20 protein-coding genes are annotated in these 21,895 nt (G+C 48.6%); 17 read left to right on the plus strand and 3 right to left on the minus strand.

Annotation, left to right across the window (positions count from 1 at the left end):
• Positions 1-125 precede the first annotated feature (125 nt).
• The 3 genes from C7M51_RS17410 (at position 126) to glmS (ending at position 4,110) form a co-directional block, all read left to right on the plus strand.
• Positions 126-545, plus strand: a complete 420-nt coding sequence (locus C7M51_RS17410) for a F0F1 ATP synthase subunit epsilon (protein ID WP_160622817.1) — start codon at positions 126-128, stop codon at positions 543-545.
• 259 nt (positions 546-804) lie between these two features.
• Positions 805-2,175 (plus strand): bifunctional UDP-N-acetylglucosamine diphosphorylase/glucosamine-1-phosphate N-acetyltransferase GlmU, encoded by a 1,371-nt coding sequence (gene glmU, locus C7M51_RS17415; protein ID WP_160622818.1) that lies wholly within the window; start codon positions 805-807, stop codon positions 2,173-2,175.
• Between the two features lie 105 nt (positions 2,176-2,280).
• Entirely contained in the window at positions 2,281-4,110 is a 1,830-nt protein-coding gene (gene glmS, locus C7M51_RS17420; protein WP_160622819.1) for a glutamine--fructose-6-phosphate transaminase (isomerizing), read from the plus strand.
• A gap of 155 nt (positions 4,111-4,265) precedes the next feature.
• Here glmS and C7M51_RS17425 read toward each other — a convergent pair whose 3' ends face one another.
• Positions 4,266-4,688 (minus strand): hypothetical protein, encoded by a 423-nt coding sequence (locus C7M51_RS17425; protein WP_160622820.1) that lies wholly within the window; start codon positions 4,686-4,688, stop codon positions 4,266-4,268.
• 190 nt (positions 4,689-4,878) lie between these two features.
• On the opposite strand from C7M51_RS17425, the gene pstS reads away from it, so the two are divergent.
• The 5 genes from pstS (at position 4,879) to phoU (ending at position 9,423) form a co-directional block, all read left to right on the plus strand.
• Positions 4,879-5,922: a phosphate ABC transporter substrate-binding protein PstS gene (gene pstS / locus C7M51_RS17430; protein ID WP_160622821.1), complete on the plus strand. Its 1,044-nt coding sequence runs from the start codon at positions 4,879-4,881 to the stop codon at positions 5,920-5,922.
• A gap of 89 nt (positions 5,923-6,011) precedes the next feature.
• Complete coding sequence (gene pstC / locus C7M51_RS17435) at positions 6,012-6,974, plus strand: phosphate ABC transporter permease PstC (RefSeq protein WP_160622822.1); 963 nt, start codon at positions 6,012-6,014, stop codon at positions 6,972-6,974.
• A complete protein-coding gene (pstA, locus tag C7M51_RS17440) occupies positions 6,971-7,858 on the plus strand; it encodes a phosphate ABC transporter permease PstA (protein WP_160622823.1) in 888 nt (295 codons plus the stop codon). Before pstC ends, pstA begins: the two co-directional genes overlap by 4 nt.
• Before the next feature lie 47 nt (positions 7,859-7,905).
• On the plus strand, positions 7,906-8,673 hold the full coding sequence (pstB, locus tag C7M51_RS17445; protein WP_160622824.1) for a phosphate ABC transporter ATP-binding protein PstB: 768 nt from the start codon (positions 7,906-7,908) through the stop codon (positions 8,671-8,673).
• A gap of 15 nt (positions 8,674-8,688) precedes the next feature.
• Positions 8,689-9,423 (plus strand): phosphate signaling complex protein PhoU, encoded by a 735-nt coding sequence (gene phoU / locus C7M51_RS17450; protein WP_160622825.1) that lies wholly within the window; start codon positions 8,689-8,691, stop codon positions 9,421-9,423.
• A gap of 69 nt (positions 9,424-9,492) precedes the next feature.
• Here phoU and yieH read toward each other — a convergent pair whose 3' ends face one another.
• Complete coding sequence (gene yieH, locus C7M51_RS17455; protein WP_160622826.1) at positions 9,493-10,155, minus strand: 6-phosphogluconate phosphatase; 663 nt, start codon at positions 10,153-10,155, stop codon at positions 9,493-9,495.
• A gap of 171 nt (positions 10,156-10,326) precedes the next feature.
• On the opposite strand from yieH, the gene C7M51_RS17460 reads away from it, so the two are divergent.
• Positions 10,327-11,640, plus strand: coding sequence for an NCS2 family permease (locus C7M51_RS17460; RefSeq protein WP_160622827.1), 1,314 nt, complete (start codon positions 10,327-10,329; stop codon positions 11,638-11,640).
• Positions 11,641-11,642: 2 nt separating this feature from the next.
• Here the strand turns inward: C7M51_RS17460 and C7M51_RS17465 are convergent, their stop codons facing one another.
• Positions 11,643-12,398 (minus strand): 4'-phosphopantetheinyl transferase family protein, encoded by a 756-nt coding sequence (locus tag C7M51_RS17465; protein ID WP_160622828.1) that lies wholly within the window; start codon positions 12,396-12,398, stop codon positions 11,643-11,645.
• 1,559 nt (positions 12,399-13,957) lie between these two features.
• On the opposite strand from C7M51_RS17465, the gene C7M51_RS17470 reads away from it, so the two are divergent.
• The 8 genes from C7M51_RS17470 (at position 13,958) to C7M51_RS17505 (ending at position 21,888) form a co-directional block, all read left to right on the plus strand.
• Complete coding sequence (locus tag C7M51_RS17470) at positions 13,958-14,599, plus strand: LuxR C-terminal-related transcriptional regulator (RefSeq protein ID WP_141177446.1); 642 nt, start codon at positions 13,958-13,960, stop codon at positions 14,597-14,599.
• 32 nt (positions 14,600-14,631) lie between these two features.
• The gene (locus C7M51_RS17475; protein WP_160622829.1) at positions 14,632-15,999 is read left to right on the plus strand and encodes a TolC family outer membrane protein; all 1,368 of its coding nucleotides are present in this window, start codon (positions 14,632-14,634) and stop codon (positions 15,997-15,999) included.
• Positions 16,000-16,003: 4 nt separating this feature from the next.
• On the plus strand, positions 16,004-17,170 hold the full coding sequence (locus tag C7M51_RS17480) for an HlyD family secretion protein (protein WP_280116101.1): 1,167 nt from the start codon (positions 16,004-16,006) through the stop codon (positions 17,168-17,170).
• Between the two features lie 136 nt (positions 17,171-17,306).
• Positions 17,307-19,463 carry a peptidase domain-containing ABC transporter gene (locus C7M51_RS17485; protein ID WP_160622830.1) on the plus strand — a complete coding sequence of 719 codons (2,157 nt, stop codon included), beginning with the start codon at positions 17,307-17,309 and terminating at the stop codon, positions 19,461-19,463.
• Between the two features lie 268 nt (positions 19,464-19,731).
• The gene (locus C7M51_RS17490; protein WP_160622831.1) at positions 19,732-20,049 is read left to right on the plus strand and encodes a hypothetical protein; all 318 of its coding nucleotides are present in this window, start codon (positions 19,732-19,734) and stop codon (positions 20,047-20,049) included.
• 83 nt (positions 20,050-20,132) lie between these two features.
• Entirely contained in the window at positions 20,133-20,414 is a 282-nt protein-coding gene (locus C7M51_RS17495) for a hypothetical protein (RefSeq protein ID WP_160622832.1), read from the plus strand.
• A 139-nt stretch (positions 20,415-20,553) separates the two neighbouring features.
• A complete protein-coding gene (locus C7M51_RS17500; protein WP_160622833.1) occupies positions 20,554-21,093 on the plus strand; it encodes a fimbrial protein in 540 nt (179 codons plus the stop codon).
• A 72-nt stretch (positions 21,094-21,165) separates the two neighbouring features.
• Complete coding sequence (locus tag C7M51_RS17505) at positions 21,166-21,888, plus strand: fimbria/pilus periplasmic chaperone (protein WP_160622834.1); 723 nt, start codon at positions 21,166-21,168, stop codon at positions 21,886-21,888.
• Positions 21,889-21,895 lie beyond the last annotated feature (7 nt).

Here is a 21,895-nt window from a genome sequence, read left to right on the forward strand (position 1 = left end):
ACTTTCCCTGAGTCATCAGGCCACGGTAAGCGAGTTAATCCCGATGTGTCAGATTTTGATACATCGGGCCAGCCGCAGATTCCAAACGGCCTGAATGCAGGGGGCGGTTTTCCGGGAGGTTAACTATGGCTATGACTTATCACCTGGATGTGGTCAGCGCTGAAAAGCAAATGTTCAGCGGCCTGGTGCAGAAGATTCAGGTGTCAGGTAGCGAAGGTGAGTTAGGGATCTACCCTGGCCATACGCCGCTGCTGACCGCCATTAAGCCTGGTATGGTGCATATCGTTAAACAGCACGGCGAAGAAGAGTTCATCTATCTTTCCGGCGGCGTGTTGGAAGTTCAGGCGGGCTCGGTTACCGTACTGGCTGATACAGCGATTCGCGGTACCGATCTTGATGAAGCGCGTGCGCTGGAAGCGAAACGCAAAGCTGAAGAGCATATGAACAAGGCCCATGGCGATGTGGACTATGCACAGGCTTCAGCAGAGCTGGCAAAAGCCATTGCCAAACTGCGCGTTATCGAGCTGACTAAGAAAGCGATGTAATCAGGCTTAACAGCATCCTCGATGCCAGCTCTTATGGGCTGGCATTTTTTATTGCCCTACCCTTTTCTTCCAGTCTTGCTACTCGTCTAAAATTAAGCGGCTGAAATTAGCCATTTTTCATTGTAATTAGCCTTGATTCCGGTGCATCCTTTTTCGCTGCGATAGCGTATAAGCCCGTTAATTTTGACATGAGAAAAATGTAGTAATCTCAGGGCGAAACCGTTTAACTTTCATCTGAAAAAATTCAATCAGGATAGCTATGTCGAACAGCGCAATGAGCGTGGTGATCCTTGCCGCTGGCAAAGGTACCCGCATGTATTCCAGCCTTCCTAAGGTTCTGCATGTGCTGGCTGGAAAGCCGATGGTGCAACACGTAATCGATGCCGCAAAAGGCCTTGGTGCACGTATGATCAACCTTGTTTACGGTCACGGCGGCGATCGCCTTAAGGCGATGCTGGGCGATGAGGCACTAAACTGGGTATTGCAGGCGGAGCAGTTAGGAACCGGGCATGCTATGCAGCAGGCCGCGCCCTTCTTTGCCGATGACGAAGATATCCTGATGCTCTATGGCGATGTGCCGCTAATTACGGTTGATACGCTGGCGCGGCTGCGTGCGGCGAAACCAGAAGGCGGCATCGGCCTGTTAACGGTAACGCTGGATAACCCCACCGGCTACGGGCGCATCGTGCGAGAAAACGGTCAGGTTATCGGCATCGTTGAGCAAAAAGATGCTTCACCGCAACAGCTGGCAATTCAGGAGATCAATACCGGTATCCTGGTAGCCAACGGCGGCGATCTGAAGCGCTGGTTGGGTCAGCTGAATAACAATAATGCGCAGGGTGAGTATTACATCACCGATATCATTGCGCTGGCATGGGCGGAAGGCCGCCGTATTGAAACCGTACAGCCGTCGCGTATTAGCGAAACGGAAGGCGTTAACAATCGTTTGCAGCTGGCGACGCTGGAGCGTATCTATCAGGCTGAGCAGGCGGAAAAGCTGCTGTTGGCGGGTGTGATGTTGCGCGATCCGGCACGCTTCGATCTGCGCGGCGAGTTACATCACGGTCAGGATGTAGAGATTGATGTCAATGTGATTCTGGAAGGTAAGGTTACGCTGGGTCACAACGTCAAAATTGGCGCGGGCTGCGTCATTAAGAACAGCGTTATCGGTGACGGCTGTGAAATCAGCCCCTACAGCGTAATTGAAGATGCTGAACTGGCACCGGCCTGTACCGTAGGGCCTTTTGCCCGTCTGCGTCCCGGCAGCCAGCTGGGAGAAGCGGCACACGTCGGCAACTTTGTTGAAATGAAGAAAGCGACGTTGGGCAAAGGCTCAAAAGCTGGTCACCTCAGTTACCTGGGCGATGCCGAGATTGGCGACGATGTAAACATCGGTGCAGGCACCATTACCTGCAACTATGATGGCGCTAATAAGTTTAAAACGATTATCGGAGACAATGTTTTTGTCGGTTCCGATACCCAACTGGTCGCACCGGTTTCGGTAGCCAGCGGTGCAACCATCGCCGCCGGAACCACGGTAATGAAAGATATTACCGCAAACGACCTGGTTTATAACCGTAAAGAACAGCTTCAAAAATCGGGCTGGCAACGCCCGATGAAAAAAAAATAAAACCATAATCCCCACTCTCTACAAGGCTCGGGGACCCGGCAAAGCCGGAATATCAGGTCAGATGACAACGCTGGCGCATAAGCGCCATTAGTCAGGAAATAAACTATGTGTGGAATTGTTGGCGCCGTTGCGCAACGTGATATTGCTGAAATTCTGTTAGAAGGCCTGCGTCGTCTTGAATATCGAGGTTATGATTCCGCCGGGCTGGCGGTGGTGGATCAACAAGGGCACGTTACGCGCCTGCGTCGGGTAGGCAAAGTACAGAAGCTGTCTGAAGCGGCGGAACAGCATCCGCTGATCGGCGGTACCGGTATCGCCCATACCCGCTGGGCAACGCACGGCGAGCCCTCTGAAGCCAACGCGCACCCGCATGTGTCTGAGCATATCGTTGTTGTGCATAACGGCATTATCGAGAACCACGAACCGCTGCGTGAAATGATGATTGAGCGCGGCTATCGCTTCGCATCTGAAACCGATACGGAAGTGGTGGCGCATCTGGTGCACTGGGAGCAGAAACAGGGCGGCACGCTGCGGGAAGTAATACTGCGCGTTATCCCTCAGCTGCGCGGTGCCTATGGCATGGTGATCATGGACAGCCGCGATCCATCGCTGCTGGTGGCCGCCCGTTCCGGTAGTCCGCTGGTAATTGGCTGCGGCGTCGGGGAAAACTTTATCGCCTCCGATCAGCTGGCACTGTTGCCGGTAACACGCCGCTTTATCTATCTGGAAGAAGGCGACATCGCTGAAGTCACGCGTCGTGAAGTTACCATTATCGATCGCGATGGCAAACAGGTGAAGCGTGCTGAAATTGAGTCGAGTGCTCAGTATGATGCGGGCGATAAAGGCATGTACCGCCATTACATGCAAAAAGAGATCTACGAGCAGCCGAACGCGCTGAAAAATACCTTAACCGGGCGTTTCAGCCATGGTGAAGTCGATCTCAGCGAGCTTGGCCCGCAGGCGGAAACGCTGCTGGCGCAGGTGGAGCATGTGCAGATTATCGCCTGCGGCACCTCCTATAATTCCGGCATGGTTGCGCGCTACTGGTTTGAGGCGCTGGCGAACCTGCCGTGCGATGTAGAAATCGCTTCTGAATTCCGCTACCGCAAATCAGCGGTACGTAAAAATAGCCTGCTGATTACTCTGTCCCAGTCGGGTGAAACCGCCGATACCCTGGCGGCGCTGCGTTTGTCGAAAGAGCTGGGTTATCTCGGCTCGCTGGCTATTTGTAACGTGGCGGGCTCTTCGCTGGTGCGTGAATCCGATCTGGCACTGATGACCAAAGCCGGAGTGGAGATTGGCGTTGCTTCAACCAAAGCCTTTACCACCCAGCTGGCGGTGCTGCTGATGTTGGTGGCGAAGCTGGGGCGGCTTAAAGGCGCAGATGCGCAGATTGAGCATGATATCGTTCATGCCTTGCAGGCGCTGCCGAGCCGCATTGAGCAAATGTTGGCGCAGGATAAATTAATTGAGTCGCTGGCGGAAGGCTTCTCCGATAAGCATCATGCGCTGTTCCTTGGCCGAGGCGATCAATATCCGATCGCGATGGAAGGCGCGCTGAAGCTGAAAGAGATCTCTTATATTCACGCGGAAGCGTATGCGGCAGGCGAGTTAAAACATGGTCCGCTGGCGTTAATTGATGCCGATATGCCGGTGATCGTCGTTGCGCCAAATAACGATCTGCTGGAGAAGCTGAAGTCGAATATTGAGGAAGTGCGCGCGCGCGGTGGTCTGCTATATGTATTTGCCGATCAGGATGCAGGCTTTAGCGATAGCGAAGGGATGAAGATTATCCCGCTGCCGCATGTCGAAGAGGTGATTGCACCTATTTTCTACACCGTGCCGCTCCAGCTGCTGTCTTATCATGTGGCGTTGATTAAAGGGACCGATGTCGATCAGCCGCGTAACCTGGCTAAATCCGTGACGGTAGAATAAAGCGGGGCACCAGCTGTTACGTTTCGGCTATGTGCTTTAACAGGCATAGCCGAATTGTTAGTGCTAAATGCGCAACGACAGAAATAGTAAAAATAGCTGCCGCCATCTCTGGAACGATAGACTTTTATAAAAAGAGGAAAATTATTTCCTCTTTTTTAATTTTTATTTTGACCTGTTAATAACGTATAAGCTTTTATCCCCCAGCGCGTTGTAGCGATGAGCACGATAATCATAACAATGAATTTAGAAATTAACTCACTTCTTGAATGAGTATTTAAATCAAGTACGTTAGCGTTGTTAAGTAATGCAAAGCCAATAATAAAAAGCGCCAGGTATAATGAAAAATGAATAATAGTTTTCATTGTGACAGCCTGTTTTTGGGTTCGTTTTTCTGATGATTGCCAGGTACATTGACTGCCATAATTTGAATCAGATTTACCGCCACAGCCATTATTAAAGCTGTCCTTTGTACATTGACCAGCAATCATTCCTTCAATAATTCCTGCCCTACATGGATCGACACTAGTATAAGCACCTCCTTTATTTTTTGAAGAATTATTTTTGTTAACATTAAACACAGAGTTAGCGCCGCCTTGCACAAAGGAAAAAGCGGATTATGGATTCCTCTGCACGCTTTCCGCCTGTCACAAAACTGTCATATTTAGTACATCTCACTGTCATTAAACTGTCCTATTTTCCCTCCTTGCAGCAATCACTGATTCTTACTAAAACGGCGTACAGCCTGAATTTTACTCCCCCGGAGGGAATATGACACTGATGCGTAGCACCGTAGCCAAATTTGTTGCCGCCACCCTCTCCCTGAGCGCGGTATCTGCCTTTGCAGCCACCGATCTGACGGGTGCAGGCGGTACGTTCCCGGCTCCGGTTTATGCCAGGTGGGCAGCAGATTATCAGCAAGCAACCGGCAGTAAAATCAACTACCAGGGCATTGGCTCTTCCGGCGGCGTGAAGCAGATTATCGCAAAAACAGTGGATTTCGGTGCGTCTGATGCACCAATGAAAGATGAAGACCTACAGAAAAATGGCCTGTTCCAGTTCCCCACCGTAATTGGCGGCGTGGTACTGGCAGTTAACCTGCCAGGTATACAATCCGGCCAGTTAACGCTGGACGGTCAGACAGTAGGCGATATCTATCTCGGTAAAATTAAAAAATGGAACGATCCGGCGATCGCTAAGCTGAACCCCGGTATCAAGCTGCCGGAAACAAATATCGCCGTAGTGCGTCGCGCTGATGGTTCCGGTACTTCATTCGTCTTTACCAGCTACCTCTCCAAGGTTAACCAGGAGTGGAGCGAAAAAGTCGGCAAAGGCAACACGGTTAACTGGCCGACCGGCCTCGGCGGTAAAGGCAACGACGGCATCGCCGCCTTTGTTCAGCGTCTGCCTGGCTCTATCGGCTATGTGGAATACGCCTACGCGAAACAGAACAAACTGGCCTATACCAAACTGATTGATGCTGATGGACAGCCGGTATCTCCAACGGAAGAAACCTTCAGTAATGCGGCTAAAGGCGCTGACTGGAGCAAGTCTTACGCTCAGGATCTGACCAATCAGAAAGGCAAAGATGCCTGGCCGATTACTACCACCACCTTCATTCTGATGTACAAGAACCAGACCAATGCAGCGAAAGGCGCAGAGGTAATTAAGTTCTTTGACTGGGCTTATAAAGAGGGTGACAAAACGGCCACCAGCCTGGATTACGCGACGCTGCCCGACTTAGTGGTAGAGCAGATTCGCTCTGACTGGAAAGCGCAGATTAAAGATAGCTCCGGTAAAGCGCTCTATCAGTAATGGCTTAACGGTATGGGTCGACTGAATGTCGGCCCGTAGTATCCGGGCAGCTGATTGCCGCCCTGTGGATTTCTTCTGTCGAGACATTTATGGCTGAATCCAGGCCGTCTTTTAAGGCCCCAGGAAAACAAGGCGACATCCTTTTCGGCGTGCTGGTAAAACTGGCGGCGCTGATTGTGCTTTTGTTGCTTGGCGGCATCATTATCTCCCTGCTCTTCTCCTCCTGGCCCAGCATTGAGAAATTTGGTTTCTCGTTTCTGTGGAATAAAGAGTGGGATGCGCCCAATGAAAACTTTGGTGCGCTGGTGCCGATTTACGGCACCGTAGTGACCTCGCTGATTGCGCTGCTGATTGCCGTGCCGGTCAGCTTCGGTATCGCACTGTTTTTAACCGAGCTGGCACCCGGCTGGCTGCGACGTCCGCTTGGGGTGGCGATCGAACTGCTGGCGGCGATTCCCAGTATTGTTTACGGCATGTGGGGGCTGTTTGTTTTTGCTCCGTTGTTCGCCGAATATTTTCAGACGCCGGTCGGCAACGTGCTTTCCACTATTCCATTGGTGGGCGCGCTGTTTGAAGGCCCGGCGTTCGGTATCGGCATCCTCGCCGCAGGCGTGATTCTGGCCATCATGATAATTCCCTACATCGCCTCGGTAATGCGCGATGTCTTTGAGCAGACGCCGGTGATGATGAAAGAGTCCGCTTATGGGATTGGCTGTACTACCTGGGAAGTGATCTGGCGTATCGTGCTGCCCTTTACTAAAAACGGCGTTATCGGCGGCGTCATGTTGGGGCTGGGCCGTGCGTTGGGCGAGACAATGGCGGTCACCTTTATTATCGGCAATACCTACCAGCTTGACAGCGTATCGCTCTATATGCCGGGCAACAGTATTACCTCCGCGCTGGCAAATGAGTTTGCCGAAGCGGAATCTGGCGTGCATGTTGCCGCGCTGATGGAGCTGGGGCTGATCCTGTTTGTGATCACCTTTATCGTGCTGGCAATTTCTAAGCTAATGATTCTTAGACTGGCGAAAAGTGAAGGAGCGCGCTCATGACCACGCTCGATATTCATGCCCGTACCGAACTACAGGCATCACGGCGCAAAATGCAGGCGCGTCGTAGCCTGCGCAATAAAATCGCCCTGACGCTTTCTATGTTGACCATGGCTTTCGGCCTGTTCTGGCTGGTGTGGATTCTGTTTACCACTATTACCCGCGGCGTTGATGGATTTTCGCTGGCGTTATTTACTGAGATGACGCCGCCGCCCAATACTGCCGGTGGTGGTCTGGCTAACGCCATTGCTGGCAGCGGCCTGCTGATCCTGTGGGCAACGCTGTTCGGTACGCCGTTGGGCATTCTGGCGGGTATCTATCTGGCGGAATATGGCCGTAAATCCTGGCTGGCTGAGGTCATTCGCTTTATTAACGATATTTTGTTGTCGGCACCGTCAATTGTGGTAGGGCTGTTTGTCTATACCCTGGTGGTGGCGCAAATGCAGCACTTCTCCGGCTGGGCTGGCGTGATTGCGCTGGCGCTGCTCCAGGTACCGATTGTTATCCGTACCACGGAAAATATGCTGAAGCTGGTGCCGGATAGCCTGCGCGAAGCAGCCTATGCGCTCGGCACGCCGAAGTGGAAGATGATTTCCGCCATCACGCTGAAAGCGTCAGTTTCCGGCATTATTACCGGCGTACTACTGGCGGTAGCACGTATTGCCGGCGAAACAGCACCGCTGCTGTTTACTTCACTGTCGAACCAGTTCTGGAGCACCGACATGATGCAGCCGCTGGCAAACCTTCCGGTCACCATATTTAAGTTCGCCATGAGTCCTTTTGCCGAGTGGCAAAGCCTGGCCTGGGCTGGCGTCCTGCTAATCACGCTCTGTGTTCTGTTGCTGAATATTCTGGCGCGTGTGATTTTCGCCAAATCGAAAAACTAATTCATCGCGCAGCGGTGGCGGCGCGGTATATAGAGAAAGAGAAGATTATGGTTACTCAGACATCCGGTAAAATTAAGGTGCGCGATCTGAACTTCTGGTACGGGAAATTCCATGCGCTGAAAAATATCAATCTGGAGATTGCCCGTAACCAGGTGACCGCTTTTATCGGGCCATCGGGCTGCGGCAAGTCTACCCTGCTGCGCACCTTTAATAGGATGTATTCACTCTATCCTGAACAGCGTGCCGAAGGGGAAATCCGGCTGGATGGCGAAAATATTCTTACCGAAACGCAGGATATTGCGCTGCTGCGCGCCCGCGTCGGTATGGTGTTTCAGAAGCCGACGCCCTTCCCGATGTCGATTTATGACAATATCGCCTTTGGCGTACGCCTGTTTGAAAAGCTGTCGCGCGCCGATATGGATCAGCGCGTACAGTGGGCGCTGAGCAAGGCGGCGCTGTGGAATGAAACCAAAGACAAGCTGCATCAGAGCGGTTACAGTCTCTCCGGCGGCCAGCAACAGCGACTCTGTATCGCGCGCGGTATCGCTATCCGTCCCGAAGTATTGCTGTTGGATGAGCCCTGTTCGGCGCTGGACCCGATCTCCACCGGGCGTATTGAAGAGCTGATCACCGAACTGAAACAGGATTACACCGTGGTGATCGTTACACACAATATGCAGCAGGCGGCGCGCTGCTCCGACCACACCGCCTTTATGTATCTCGGCGAGCTGATTGAATTCAGCGATACCGATACGCTGTTTACCAAGCCGCATCAGAAACAGACCGAAGATTATATTACCGGCCGCTATGGTTGATGACTGGAGAAACCGATGGATAACCTTAACCTGAATAAACATATCTCCGGCCAGTTCAACGCTGAGCTTGAGCACATCCGCACCCAGGTGATGATTATGGGCGGGCTGGTGGAGCAGCAGCTTACCGATGCCATTACCGCCATGCATAATCAGGATGGCGAGCTGGCGAAGCGAGTGATCGACGGTGACCAGAAGGTCAATATGATGGAGGTGGAGATTGATGAGGCCTGTGTGCGCATTATTGCCAAGCGGCAGCCCACCGCCAGCGATCTGCGTCTGGTGATGGCGATTATCAAAACTATCTCTGAGCTGGAGCGTATTGGTGACGTGGCGGAGAAAATCAGCCGCACGGCACTAGAGAAGTTCAGCCAGCAGCATCAGTCGCTGTTGGTGAGCCTGGAATCGCTGGGCCACCATACGATTCAAATGCTGCATGATGTGCTGGATGCTTTTGCACGTATGGATCTCAGCGCAGCGATCGAAATTTATCGTGAAGACAAAAAAGTCGATCAGGAATATGAAGGCATTGTGCGTCAGCTGATGACTTACATGATGGAAGATCCGCGCACTATTCCCAGCGTGTTGACCGCATTATTCTGCGCGCGCGCCATCGAGCGTATCGGCGATCGTTGCCAGAATATCTGCGAAATTATTTTCTATTTCGTGAAAGGTCAGGATTTCCGTCACGTCGGTGGCGACAGACTGGATAAGTTATTGGCAGGCGATGAAAACGGCAGCAGTCCCGCCTGATCTCCTGTGTCCTGATCAGCCGCGTCGTTTAGTGGCGCGGCTGAGTTTTCAGGCGTAGTAAAGGATGCTTTAGCGAGTAAGTGACCAGCCGCGTTCGCGCCAGAGTGTCGGGAGCTGGGCCAGATCGTTAAATGGCGTTACCAGCGGATGATCGATTGGCCGGTTATGGGCATCGGCGCAGTAATAAAATACCGGAATACCTGCGGCCACGCCCGCCTGTGCGCCAGCTTCAGAGTCATCAACGAGCAGGCAGCGCTCAATCGGCACCTGCATCTGCTGCGCTGCATGGAACATCAGCTGTGGATCGGGTTTCCAGTGACCGATATCGTAGCCGCTGTACAACCGGCCATCAAAAAAGGAAAGCATACCGGTCAGACCGAGCGAATGCTGCATTTTCGGTATCGTGCCGTTAGAGACTACGCACATTGGCACACAGATCTGCTCAAGTAGAGCGTTTGCGCCTGCAATAGGTTGCAAATGGGCATCGAACAGGCGCGCCACCTGTTGACGATATTCCCGTTCGATCTCCTCTACCGGTGCGTTAAGAGGATGCTGACATGCTACGTCAGCAATAATGTCGTAAAGCTTTACGCCTTTATATTTTTCAAACATTTCCTGTAGGGAAAGCGTGGCGCCATAACGTGCAAAGGTGTCTACATAGGCCTGGGTGCAAAGACGTTCGCTATCCACCAGCGTACCGTCGCAGTCAAAAAACAGACATTCAATACTCATGTTGCTTCATCCTTAATGGTGCGGTCAGGCTCACTTTAACCGACTGAGTGCGGAATGCGAGCCATCAAAGGGATTTTCTCGCAAACCGCAACCGTTTGCGAAAAATAGTGTACAGTTCGGTCAAAATCGCTAGCATACGCAGCGTCCTTTTCACCCGTTCGGATGCAACAAATGACAAAACAAGGCTTATTGCAACGCCTGTTCCGGCTTCAGGAGCACGGCACTACGGTGCGAACCGAAGTAATTGCCGGATTTACAACTTTTCTGACGATGGTATATATCGTCTTTGTTAACCCACAAATTCTTGGCGCTGCGGGCATGGATACCCAGGCGGTATTTGTCACCACCTGTTTGATTGCCGCTTTGGGCAGTATTTTAATGGGCGTGGTAGCTAACCTGCCGGTGGCGCTGGCACCAGCAATGGGGCTAAACGCATTCTTCGCCTTTGTCGTCGTAGGGGCGATGGGGTATTCATGGCAGGTAGGTATGGGCGCAATTTTCTGGGGAGCGACAGGGCTGCTGCTACTGACGCTGTTCCGTGTGCGCTACTGGATGATTGCTAATATTCCGCTTAGCCTGCGTACCGGCATTACCGCCGGGATCGGCTTGTTTATTGCGCTGATGGGCCTGAAAAATGCCGGTATCATCGTTGGTAATGAAGCTACGCTGGTTTCCGTGGGGGACTTAACTTCGCACAGCGTTTTGCTTGGTGCGCTGGGCTTCTTTATTATCGCCGTACTGGCGTCACGGAATGTTCATGCAGCCGTCCTGATTTCCATCATAGTTACCACGCTGGCCGGATTGCTGCTGGGCGATGTGAAGTACAGCGGTATCTTTTCCGCACCTCCGTCAATCGGATCCGTAATTGGCCAGGTTGATGTAAGCGGTGCGTTTAATATCAGCATGGCTGGTATCATCTTCTCATTTATGCTGGTTAACCTGTTTGACTCTTCCGGCACGTTGATTGGTGTGACCGATAAGGCCGGACTGGCGGATAAAGAAGGGAAATTCCCGCGCATGAAGCAGGCGCTGCTGGTAGATAGCGTGAGCTCCGTTGCTGGCGCAGCGATCGGCACCTCTTCCGTTACCGCTTATATCGAAAGTTCTTCTGGCGTATCTGTTGGTGGACGTACCGGCCTGATGGCAGTGGTAACCGGCATTTTGTTTCTGCTGGTGATGTTTCTCTCGCCGCTGGCGTCAATGGTGCCTGGCTATGCCGCTGCTGGCGCTTTGATTTATGTTGGCGTACTAATGACTTCCAGCCTGGCGCGGGTTAAGTGGGATGATTTGACTGAGGCGGTGCCCGCTTTCGTTACCGCTGCCATGATGCCGTTTAGCTTCTCAATTACAGAAGGCATTGCGCTGGGCTTTATCGCCTATTGCATAATGAAAGCCGGAACGGGACGCTGGCGCGAAATCAGCCCCTGCGTAGTGGTAGTTGCCTTACTGTTTGTACTCAAAATCGCGTTTATCGACGCTCACTAATTTTAAGGAGTTGCAGCATGATGCTGCAACTGCCTTTCCGGTGGCATACTGGTGAGCCGCAGCGTATGCGGCCCCATATTCGCCTTATTCATCTCAATATCACGTAGCGCAGTCCAGTTATGGTAGTTGTCGATCTCCCACAACCGTAGCCGGCTGGTGGCGGGCGACAATGCACATGACCAAATCAGTAAAGGTTCGACATCACATACGGCCTGCACATCAGCAAGCACCTGGGAGCGCAGCCGACCAGAGGCGGGATGCAGGCGTAATGACGTGCTGCAATCGCTGTTCTCTCCAGTCAATTTCAGTACGCTCTGGCGCAGCGTCCATATTTGTGTGATAGCTTCTAAGGGATCTTGCTGAGCGTTAATCCACGCACGCTCGCCGGAAGACAGGTGCTGCATATGATGTTCTACCGTCTGGCGGCTATGTGCCCGCACCATTTCCATATCGAGTCCGGCGCGGCTGTTCTCTTCAGCCAGCAGTACACCAATAACATTACCGGCATAAGCAATGCTGAAATCAGGAAGATCGGGATCGATAAAGCAGGGACGACCACTGTTGGTTGTGGTCAGAGCGGGCAACTGTGACATACCATAGACGCGCAGCATCAGCTCAGCCAACAGCATACGCGCTGCCAGATAACGACTGCGCCGTTTCTCGCCAAGGAAGCGGGCGCTCTCCACTATATCCGCTGGGATACGTTGTACATCTGCCCGATACTGAGCAAGCGTCCAGCGTACAAAATGACTTGCCATCTGTCGCTCCGTGAAAATGGTCCGATAATCATCCATCTTATTGTAAGAATTTTCTGAGATATTTGCACCTCGATTTAAGAATAGTTTTCTACTTTTAGGATTAAGTTGAAGCCTGGCTGTTGGTGTAAACATACGTTGGTTCTATCAGTGAAACAGTTCATGTATCGTTTAATTTCTGCAAAAGCTGCTTGTAAGTATATAATCCGTATCTATAAAATATTGCTATACTAACAATAATTAAACCTGTAATTATTGTTAGTGAGTTAATTAAGGTTGATTTGTGTTGGCAATGTTTTGTCTTTGTACTGAATTAATGAGTCGATTAAGTGCTTAACGCTCTTGTTCACTCAGCTTCAGGTTTGTCAATATCCGTCAGGCCAGGGTGTCGTCTTTAAGCTTCCTCACGTGTTTGCCCCTTTCTGTTTGCGTTTACCCGCATGTTGCTGGTTAAAATTTTCATATCTCATTTTTAGCATGGTAAAAAAATCTACTTTCAGCCAGCTACCCGGTACGGGCAGTCGCTTTTTTCAAGAGGATCATGTGCTGAAAACATTATAAAACAACGGGATATTTAATATTTGGAGGTTGATTATTATTTGTAAGTAATATCTTTCTGTATACGAAATGAGTAGCGTTGTTAGAGAAGAAGAGAGCATGTCCGAAGCGAGGAGAAAAATGGCCTCTCACCCGAATTTACAAGGATAAAGCGAACGTTTAGCTTGAGGTTTCCCGCTCTGTCCGCTGGCTTACAAATGGTTGAGAATCTGTTCCAGCAAGTTAATCAACAAAAAGGAAAAGGAAAAAAAGCTTAAATCAAAGGATACTTTCCCGGAAGGTAGCACTATTAGTGGCCTAATGCCGCTTCAATTAAATAGTTGCTAAATTTTATTACAGTACCAATAAAGCATTATATCAATAGTCACCAGGGAAGCTAGTTACATAATAAACCAGTAGTGTGCGCTTTTTTAGCTTTTATGAAATTTCTTGCCGCACGGATGGCCTGGTTGATTAACGTAACGCTATTTATCGCTATAATAAAAAGATATTAACAGTAAAAGATAAGTCTTAGAAAACCTCTCATTCATCTCAAACTTTCCCATCAGGACCGTTGAGAATGGTCTTCAAACTTAGTCGAGACTTGTCTCATAAATTAAGATTTTTTAGGTAAAAATGAGACATTAATTAGTTAACTTGAGATTTAAAGGTGAATTTATCTTTTAAAAAGATAAGTATATTTACTACTTTCATTAGATCTCATATTAAGTCTTATTGCATTAATTAACTTAAAATCAATTACTTGCCATGCAATCTCAATCAATCTTGAGAACAATGATAGCAATTAGCATTAAATCATTTTATCGAAGCTTTGCTATTTTTGATTCCATTGTTTAATGTAGGTATGGCTTGTTAATAGGCTAAGGACACATTAGAATTGTTCAGAAATTATTGAGTGAAAAGAAATTAGCTCGCCTGCGTAGCATAAGCAATTAAGCTGCGTGTCGAGCTAACTATAGGGAACCAGCTGTCACCGGGTTAGCATCAGAGAAGGATATCTCAATATGTTGAAAATTAACTTAGCTATATCAGATAAGTATCCTGCCATTCAGTATTTCCTTTGTAACTACGTCAAGGATGAATTAGGTTGTAATATCATTTCTGACTTTTCATTGAGTGAAGCGGGCATCGTTCGCTCCTCTTGTAAAGAGAAGATAGATGCGATAATCACAGATCTTTCTTATGGAAATGATGAAACGCAAATTTATGGTGTTTCAAAAATCAGAGCCATCCAGCGAGCAGCACCAGAAGCCAAGGTAATACTATATGTAGAATATGACAATTTATCGATTCTGAAAAAAGCAATAAGCTATGGTGCTGACGCTATTGTTAGTAAATATGATCCTGTAAGCGAAATGAAAAAAGCACTGTGTGAAATCTTTAGTAAAAAGCGCAATAGTGCTTACCTCTCCAAGTTCATTTCCTCTATTCTCGAAAACGACGTTGAAAAGACAAGCCGCTTAACGGCCAAAGAGTGGGAAATCATTCGCCTCTATTCAATGGGTCTTTCGCTGTCAAATATTGCTAAAAAACAAAATCGTGCGGTAAGCACTGTGGCGACACAGAAGTATAACGCGATGAAAAAACTAAACGTGAATACTAATAGCGAGCTTATCCAGTACGCTTGCATGAACAATATTATTTGATCCTCGCTTTCTTATCACAAAAGGACTTGGTAATGAACACCAGGAAGGTTCACGTCATCATGGCGTCTCTTTGTGCGGCGCTGGCTATGGCGCCTGCGTGCAGTTATAGCCTGACATTACAGGAGGCTGTGCTGTCAGCCAGCCTTTACGACAGTGAAATTAGCGCGGCGCGCAATGCACAAAAAGCAGAAAGTCAGAAAAGGTGGCAAGGCCTTGCAGGCTTGCTGCCGGTTATCAGTCTGAATGGTACTCACACCAAACAGGATCAGCCTAAAGCTACCTATGCAGCTGGCGTAACTCGCCATAGCTTTAGCGTTAGCCTTTCTCAACCGCTGTTTGATATGTCGAAATTCGCAACATGGAAACGTGGTGATGCTATAGCAAACTACGCGGACGTGACGCTTATGCAGGCGGAACAACAGTTGATCGCTAACGTAGCAGAAGCCTATTTTCGCGTTATTTTCCAGAGAGAAATCCTGCTCAGTGCCATTAATGCTAAAGAGGCTTTTGCTAAGCAGCTGAGCCAAACGCAGATTGCGTTAAAAGTAGGAGAAGGGACTCGACTGGAGCGGGATGAAGCGCAGGCTAACTATGATAAAGCGGTAGCGGATGAAATTGCGGCCAGAAACGATCTTGAAGACGCCAATATGGTTTTCAACAGGATTACCGGGCGCAATGCCGATGAGGTCCAGCCGATAGATATGTCCTGCGTTACGCGCTCGCCGGTTCCTCAGGATCACAAGGCTCTGCTGGCAAAAGCAGCGCAAAATAATCTCAAGGTCCGCGCTGCGCTTTTCCAGCTGGATCAGGCGAAAGCCGATTTGATAGGGGCGCATGGCGCTCACTTGCCGGTCGTTACCTTACAGGCTGCTTACGGTACTAACTGGAGCCGTGCCGAAAATGCGAATGATTGGGATCAGGTATTTGGCACCACCTCAAAAACGCGTAACAGTAATGTTGGCATTAATGTAGCCGTTCCACTGTTTGCTGGCGGAGCGCAAATCTCCCAGTCTATCGAAGCTGTCCGTCGCCGGGAGCAGGGGAAAGATTTACTGGAAGATGCACGCCGTAAAGCGCGTCAGGAATCGCAAAGTGCCTGGCTGAAACTGAAAAATGGTAAAAGCCAGTACCTGGCTGAAAAGAAAGCATTGGCCTCGGCGAAGGATAAAGTCAATTCAACTATCTATGGGCGTAAAGTCGGGTTAAGAACCATTATCGACGTGCTTAATGCTGAGCAGAGTTATTATAAGACTTTACAGGAATTAGCCAAAATACAATATGACTACTTAAATGCGGGTCTGAAGCTATCGATGGAGTTGGGTGAACTGGATTACTCAACGTTAAATTATTTCCAATGCCCGGTTAGTAATAGTCAGCAATCTACCAAACAAGGACGTTAATATAATGAGTGAATCTTTATTTCGCCAGGAGGCTTTAGAGGCGAACAAAACCACGATGATCGGTACCGTGGCTTTATATTGTCCCCCTTACCGTTGGCTGGTTATTTCTCTGGTTGGGTTTATTACCCTTGTTATTGCCGCATTTTTTATTTTCGGTAGCTACACCAAACGTGAAACGGCGGTCGGGCAACTGATGCCGGCGAAAGGCATTATGAATGTCGCCTCAATGACGGCGGGAACCGTAGTGGATATTTCGGTACAGGAAGGTCAGCTGGTGACCAAAGATCAGCCTATGGCCACTGTCTCTTCAGAGGTGTTTACCGCCATCGGACAGACGCGTGAAAAAGTCGCGCAGCAGCTCGAAGTGCAACGCGAGCGTCTGAAAGCCGATCTGGAAAACCAGGAAAAGCTTTTCATCGAAGAAACAAAAGGCTTTGAAGAACGTGAGCGTTTGTTGAGTTCTCAGCTGCAACAGCTTGAAGTGCAACAACGGCAGCGCACCCGCCAGGCGAAGCTTGCTCAGAGCCAGTTGGATAAACTTATTCTGATGCGCCAAGAGGGTTACGCCTCAAATAGCCAGGTTGAGCAGCAGGAAGCGGCAGTTATTGATGCCAATACCCGTTTGCAGGATATCGCCCGTCAGCGCCTGGATGTTCAGCAGCAGCTAGTGCAAACGCGCCAGCAGTTACGTGAAATGCCGATGAATAAGCGTAATAAAGAAAATGAGATTGAACGCCGCCTCTCTGAGCTGGAGCAGTCGTTAGCGGAAAATGAATCACGTCGTTCTATTGTGCTGCGCGCGCCAGCTGATGGTCTGGTGGGATCCATTATGGCTAAAACCGGCCAGATGGTGAGTGCCGGTCAGACGCTATTTTCGGTATTACCTGACGATGGCAAATTACAGGCACGTATTATGGTCAGCAGCCGCGCTATCGGGTTTATCCGTCCGGGACAAAAAGTGGTTTTGCGCTATCAGGCTTTTCCTTTCCAAAAATTCGGTCAGCAATATGGCAAGGTCAGCGAAGTATCACGCGTCGCGCTTTCTCCGCAGGAAGTCGCCACGCTTACCGGCAATAACAATATTCAGGAACAGCATTATCGCGTAGTCGTTGAGCTGGATAAGCAAGATATCAATGTCTATGGGCGCACCGAAAAACTTGCGTCCGGGTAGCGCGCTGGAAGCTGACTTCCTGATTGATAACCGTCGCCTTTATGAATGGGTTCTGGAACCACTGTATGCACTTGGCCGTCGCTCTGGCAATTAATTTACCCCAGCCATTAGCTAACAACAGGGAGTTGTGATTGTAATGAAGTTTTTAGAAGCACTAAATTTTGGCTGGCGCCGTAAATTACCGGTCATGCAGCAAACGCAGGCTACCGAGTGTGGCCTGACCTGTGTTGGTATGATTGCCAACTATTTTGGTCACGGTATCGATATGGTGACCTTACGAAAACGCTTTCCTACTTCGCTGAAAGGAGCCACGCTGGCAGATGTCATGCTTATTGCTCATCAGCTGGGTATGGCGGGTAGGGCTTTACGCCTGGAGCTGGACGAGCTGCATAAGTTACGTCGCCCCTGCATTCTGCACTGGGAAATGAATCACTTTGTTGTTTTGAAAAGCGTTTCGAAAGACAAAATAACGATTCACGATCCTGCCAGGGGCAAGCGCGATGTGCCAATGGAAGAAGTTTCACGCTGCTTTACCGGCGTGGCGCTGGAACTGTTGCCGACGGCTACTTTTACGCAGGTGCAGGAAAAACAAACAATTTCGATGCTGAAATTGATTGGTAACGTAACCGGCATTCGTTCAGCGTTTGCTCAGGTTATGATTCTCTCCATCGCGCTGGAGCTTTTCGGCATCTTAAGCCCATTTTATATGCAGTGGGTTATGGACCAGGTGCTGGTCTCCGCAGATTATGACCTGCTAACCCTGTTAGGAAGCGGCTTCATTATCGTTACGCTGCTAAATATCTCTATATCCGCGTTGCGATCCTGGGTAACGACATGGTTTTCCAGTTTGCTCAGCGTGCAATGGACGGCTAACGTCTGTTCACACTTACTGGGGCTGCCGATGTCCTATTTTGAATCGCGACATGTGGGTGATGTGCTGTCACGCTTTGGATCTATCAGTACCATACAGAGCACGTTGACAGGGCGTTTTATCAGTTCAATCCTTGACGGCGTGATGGCCATTGTCACGCTGGGCATGCTGTTTATATATAACGTCAAGCTTGCCTGGCTGGTACTGGCCTTACTGGCCGCCTATGTGGTTATTCGCTGGATATCATTCCGTCCTTTCCGTCAGGCAAATGAAGATCAAATTACCGCCTCGGCGCGTGCGCAGTCACAGCTGTTAGAGTCAATCCGCGGTGTTCAGGCAGTAAAATTAAACAATAAACAGGAAATTCGTGTTGCGGCCTATGCTAATGCAGTGGTGGAAAGCACCAATAAAGGCGTAGCGATCCAGCGTTTATCCATTGCGTTCAGTTCTATTCAGGGCACGATTTCAGGGGTGGGACGTATTGTCCTGATCTGGATGGCGGCGCTGCAGGTATTAGAAGGCAATTTCACCAGTGGTATGCTGGTTGCCTTTATCAGCTTCTCCGATCAGTTTATTAGCCGTGCTTCAGGACTGGTTGATGCGGTAATTGATTTCACCATGCTGCGTCTGCATGGGGAACGTCTGGCTGATATCGTTTTGACCGATCGGGAAGCGGATATGGAAACACTGCTGCCGTCCATGCCTGACAGAGAGAATAAGGCACCTTCGGTAACCATTAAAGATCTCTGCTTCCGCTATGCAGAAACCGAACCTTACGTTATTAACCACTGCAATATCTCTATCGCCGCCGGTGAATCGGTAGCTATTATCGGTCCTTCAGGACAGGGTAAAACTACGCTGGCTAAGCTGATGATGGGATTACTGAAAACCGAATCGGGCGTCATTGAAATTGATGGCATCGATATTAAAAAGCTGGGTATGCGTAACTATCGCGATCGTATTGGCTGTGTTATGCAGGATGACATTCTTTTTGCTGGCTCAATATCCGATAACATTTCCTTTTTCGATGCTGAACCCAGCATGGAAAGAATCGAATATGCTGCAAAGATTGCGCAAATTCATGATGACATTACCGCAATGCCGATGGGTTATCATAGCCTGGTAGGGGACATGGGCTCTTCGCTGTCGGGAGGGCAGATACAGCGAGTGCTACTGGCAAGGGCGTTATACCGTAAGCCTGACTTACTGATTCTTGATGAAGCTTCCAGTCATCTTGACGTCGAGCGTGAACGAAGCATTAACGAAGCTATAGGCAAGATGCCGGTAACACGTATTATCATCGCGCACCGCCCAGAGACGATACGCAGCGCTGACAGGATTATATTATTGAATCAGGGGCAGGCAATTGAGGTGTCACATGAACAGCTGGAGGCGATGCTGACGTCAACAACCCTTAATTAACCGCGCAATTACTCTTTACCTACATTATTAAGTTTTTGATATACCGCAAACGCCGCCTTTTTTCAGGGCGGCTTTTTTTTGATACAAATAAAATCAAATCAATATTGAATAATTACTATTTTTAATAAAACCATGCTTATGGTCAATATTGGAATAATTACTATTGTACGAATTTTCAATGCTAATTAATATAAGCCCATCTGCTACGGAAGGTGGCTGATTAAAAAAAAACAGAAAATCAAAAAATCAAAAAATTAAGGAAAACAAAATGCGTGAACTAAGTGTGTACGAAATTCAAAATGTATCCGGTAGCGGTTTCTTTGACTCCATCGGTGCCATGGTTCTGGGTGCCTCTGCTGGTATCATTGCTGGTGTTGCTAAATTCGCAACCATCGGCGGAGAAGCAGGTGGTGGTCTTATCGGTGTCGGTATCATCGGTTCAGGTGTTGGAGCAATACTGGGGCTGATCGGTGGTACCGTTTTCGGCGGCCTGTATGGACTTGTTAACGGCTATGATGTTGCGCTGGAGAATTTTAATAACGTAGCAAATGAGATTTTTGACTTTGCTGCGCCGCTGCCTGCATAAATTTAATTAAAATATAAAATTAGTAAGGGCGCGTTTTTAATTTAACGCATCATTTAATAATAACATTAATATGGATAAAGACTATGCGCAATATTAACGACTTAGAATTGAAACAGGTTTCAGGCGGATTTAGTCTTTCTGCCTCTGATATTCTTGATTTTTTCCGTCCACAGCGTCCGAATAATGACAGAGAAAGTAATTTTACTCATGAAGCGGAATCTACTGGCTTTGGTAAAGGTGATTTCTTTGGTAAGGTTTTTGTAGGAATATTTGCCGTAGCGGCAGCCGCGGTAGCTGTAGTTACCGCAGTTGGATCGGCAGGAGCGCTGGCTATCGGCGGTGCTGTTATCGGTTCTTCAAAATAATTATTTTAAAAAAATTGCCGTCTGGTAAATATTACCTGTTCTCTGATGCTTTATCAGGCGCTAAAGGGTGGGCAGCTAAATAAACCTTAATCAGGCTGCTCACTTTAATTAAAATGTAATATATTAAATGGAGTTTAAAATGAAAAAAACATTATTAGGGACAATTGTAGCTGTAGCTTTCTCTTCTGTAGTTCTGCCAGCTAGCGCATCAGTCGGTACCATTACCATTAATGGTACAATCAACAGCACTACCTGTGTCGCTTCTATCGGTGCAGGTAAAGATGCAACGATTAACCTGAACCCACTGGATGCCTCTTCTCTGGCTTCTGCAACAGCTACTGCGGGCTATGAAACCTTCACTATTTCTCTGAAGGACTGTGGTTCAGCAACCAACCAGGTAAACGCTTTCTTTGAGCCGGGCAGCACAGTGGATATGGCTACCGGTCATCTTGTTAACGTTGCTCCGTCAGCTACCGCTGCCAAGAATGTACAAGTTCAGCTGTTAAACAAAAATCAACAAGTGATTAAAGTTGGTGATGCTACAACTGCTCGCGCTATAAAAGAAACTATTGTTGATGGTAAAGCAGAAATGAAATATGGCGTTCGTTATTATGCAACAGGCGCTGCTACCGCTGGTGCTTTAACTACCTCAGTAACCTATTCTATCGAATATCATTAATATTTACCTTATATGCAGGGGGGCAACCCCTTGCATTTTCTTCTTTATGTTCACTTCAGGGATAAATTCATCATGAAAACAAAAAAATTACTCTTAATTTTTACTACCCTGCTGTTAAATGCTAACGTGGCTTTTTCTGGCGTGGTGATTAATAGTACTCGGGTAATTTATCCTGAGGGGAAGAATGAAATTAACGTACGTGTTGAAAGTAAAAATAACTATCCCACTCTGGTACAGTCATGGATCGATGGCGGACAAAAAGATGAAAATGTAAATAAAATAAAAGTTCCTTTTGTCCTGTTGCCGCCTGTTGCACGTATAGAACCTTACCAGGGGCAAACCCTGCGTATTAGCTACACCGGGCAGGATATGACCTTGCCGGCAGATCGGGAATCTGTCTTTTGGTTAAATGTACTGGAAATTCCACCAAAGGCAACTGAAACCAAAGGCAATGCACTGCAGATGGCTATTCGTTCACGGATTAAGTTTTTCTATCGTCCGCAAGCCATTCAACAGTTATCCGCTAGCGAAGCTGCGGAAAAACTTAACTGGCGTCTGGTTAAAGATAATGGAAAAACTTTGATTGAAGCAGAAAATACCATGCCGTTTCATGTATCGCTCTCAACTATCACTGCCAGCGCTAATGGAAAATCGGTAAAGGAAAATGGACGTATGATTGCTCCATTTAGTAAAGAAACCTTTGTTTTATCTGATGCTACGCTACGTCCAAATAAAATAAGCTATATCTATATCAACGATTTTGGTGCGTCAAAAACCCTTGAAAAAGGACTTTAGAAAGAAT

Source organism: Mixta intestinalis (assembly GCF_009914055.1).
Classification (GTDB): Bacteria; Pseudomonadota; Gammaproteobacteria; order Enterobacterales; family Enterobacteriaceae; genus Mixta; species Mixta intestinalis.

Bases quoted from the DNA above. Each gene is read 5' to 3' on its own strand.
- pstS (WP_160622821.1), top strand. From the start codon at position 4,879: ATGACACTGATGCGTAGCACCGTAGCCAAATTTGTTGCCGCCACCCTC.
- C7M51_RS17490 (WP_160622831.1), top strand. From the start codon at position 19,732: ATGCGTGAACTAAGTGTGTACGAAATTCAAAATGTATCCGGTAGCGGT.
- glmS (WP_160622819.1), top strand. From the start codon at position 2,281: ATGTGTGGAATTGTTGGCGCCGTTGCGCAACGTGATATTGCTGAAATT.
- pstB (WP_160622824.1), top strand. From the start codon at position 7,906: ATGGTTACTCAGACATCCGGTAAAATTAAGGTGCGCGATCTGAACTTC.
- yieH (WP_160622826.1), bottom strand. From the start codon at position 10,155: ATGAGTATTGAATGTCTGTTTTTTGACTGCGACGGTACGCTGGTGGAT.
- C7M51_RS17465 (WP_160622828.1), bottom strand. From the start codon at position 12,398: ATGGCAAGTCATTTTGTACGCTGGACGCTTGCTCAGTATCGGGCAGAT.
- C7M51_RS17480 (WP_280116101.1), top strand. From the start codon at position 16,004: ATGAGTGAATCTTTATTTCGCCAGGAGGCTTTAGAGGCGAACAAAACC.
- pstA (WP_160622823.1), top strand. From the start codon at position 6,971: ATGACCACGCTCGATATTCATGCCCGTACCGAACTACAGGCATCACGG.
- C7M51_RS17495 (WP_160622832.1), top strand. From the start codon at position 20,133: ATGCGCAATATTAACGACTTAGAATTGAAACAGGTTTCAGGCGGATTT.
- C7M51_RS17485 (WP_160622830.1), top strand. From the start codon at position 17,307: ATGAAGTTTTTAGAAGCACTAAATTTTGGCTGGCGCCGTAAATTACCG.
- glmU (WP_160622818.1), top strand. From the start codon at position 805: ATGTCGAACAGCGCAATGAGCGTGGTGATCCTTGCCGCTGGCAAAGGT.
- C7M51_RS17460 (WP_160622827.1), top strand. From the start codon at position 10,327: ATGACAAAACAAGGCTTATTGCAACGCCTGTTCCGGCTTCAGGAGCAC.
- C7M51_RS17470 (WP_141177446.1), top strand. From the start codon at position 13,958: ATGTTGAAAATTAACTTAGCTATATCAGATAAGTATCCTGCCATTCAG.
- C7M51_RS17475 (WP_160622829.1), top strand. From the start codon at position 14,632: ATGAACACCAGGAAGGTTCACGTCATCATGGCGTCTCTTTGTGCGGCG.
- pstC (WP_160622822.1), top strand. From the start codon at position 6,012: ATGGCTGAATCCAGGCCGTCTTTTAAGGCCCCAGGAAAACAAGGCGAC.
- C7M51_RS17505 (WP_160622834.1), top strand. From the start codon at position 21,166: ATGAAAACAAAAAAATTACTCTTAATTTTTACTACCCTGCTGTTAAAT.
- phoU (WP_160622825.1), top strand. From the start codon at position 8,689: ATGGATAACCTTAACCTGAATAAACATATCTCCGGCCAGTTCAACGCT.
- C7M51_RS17410 (WP_160622817.1), top strand. From the start codon at position 126: ATGGCTATGACTTATCACCTGGATGTGGTCAGCGCTGAAAAGCAAATG.
- C7M51_RS17500 (WP_160622833.1), top strand. From the start codon at position 20,554: ATGAAAAAAACATTATTAGGGACAATTGTAGCTGTAGCTTTCTCTTCT.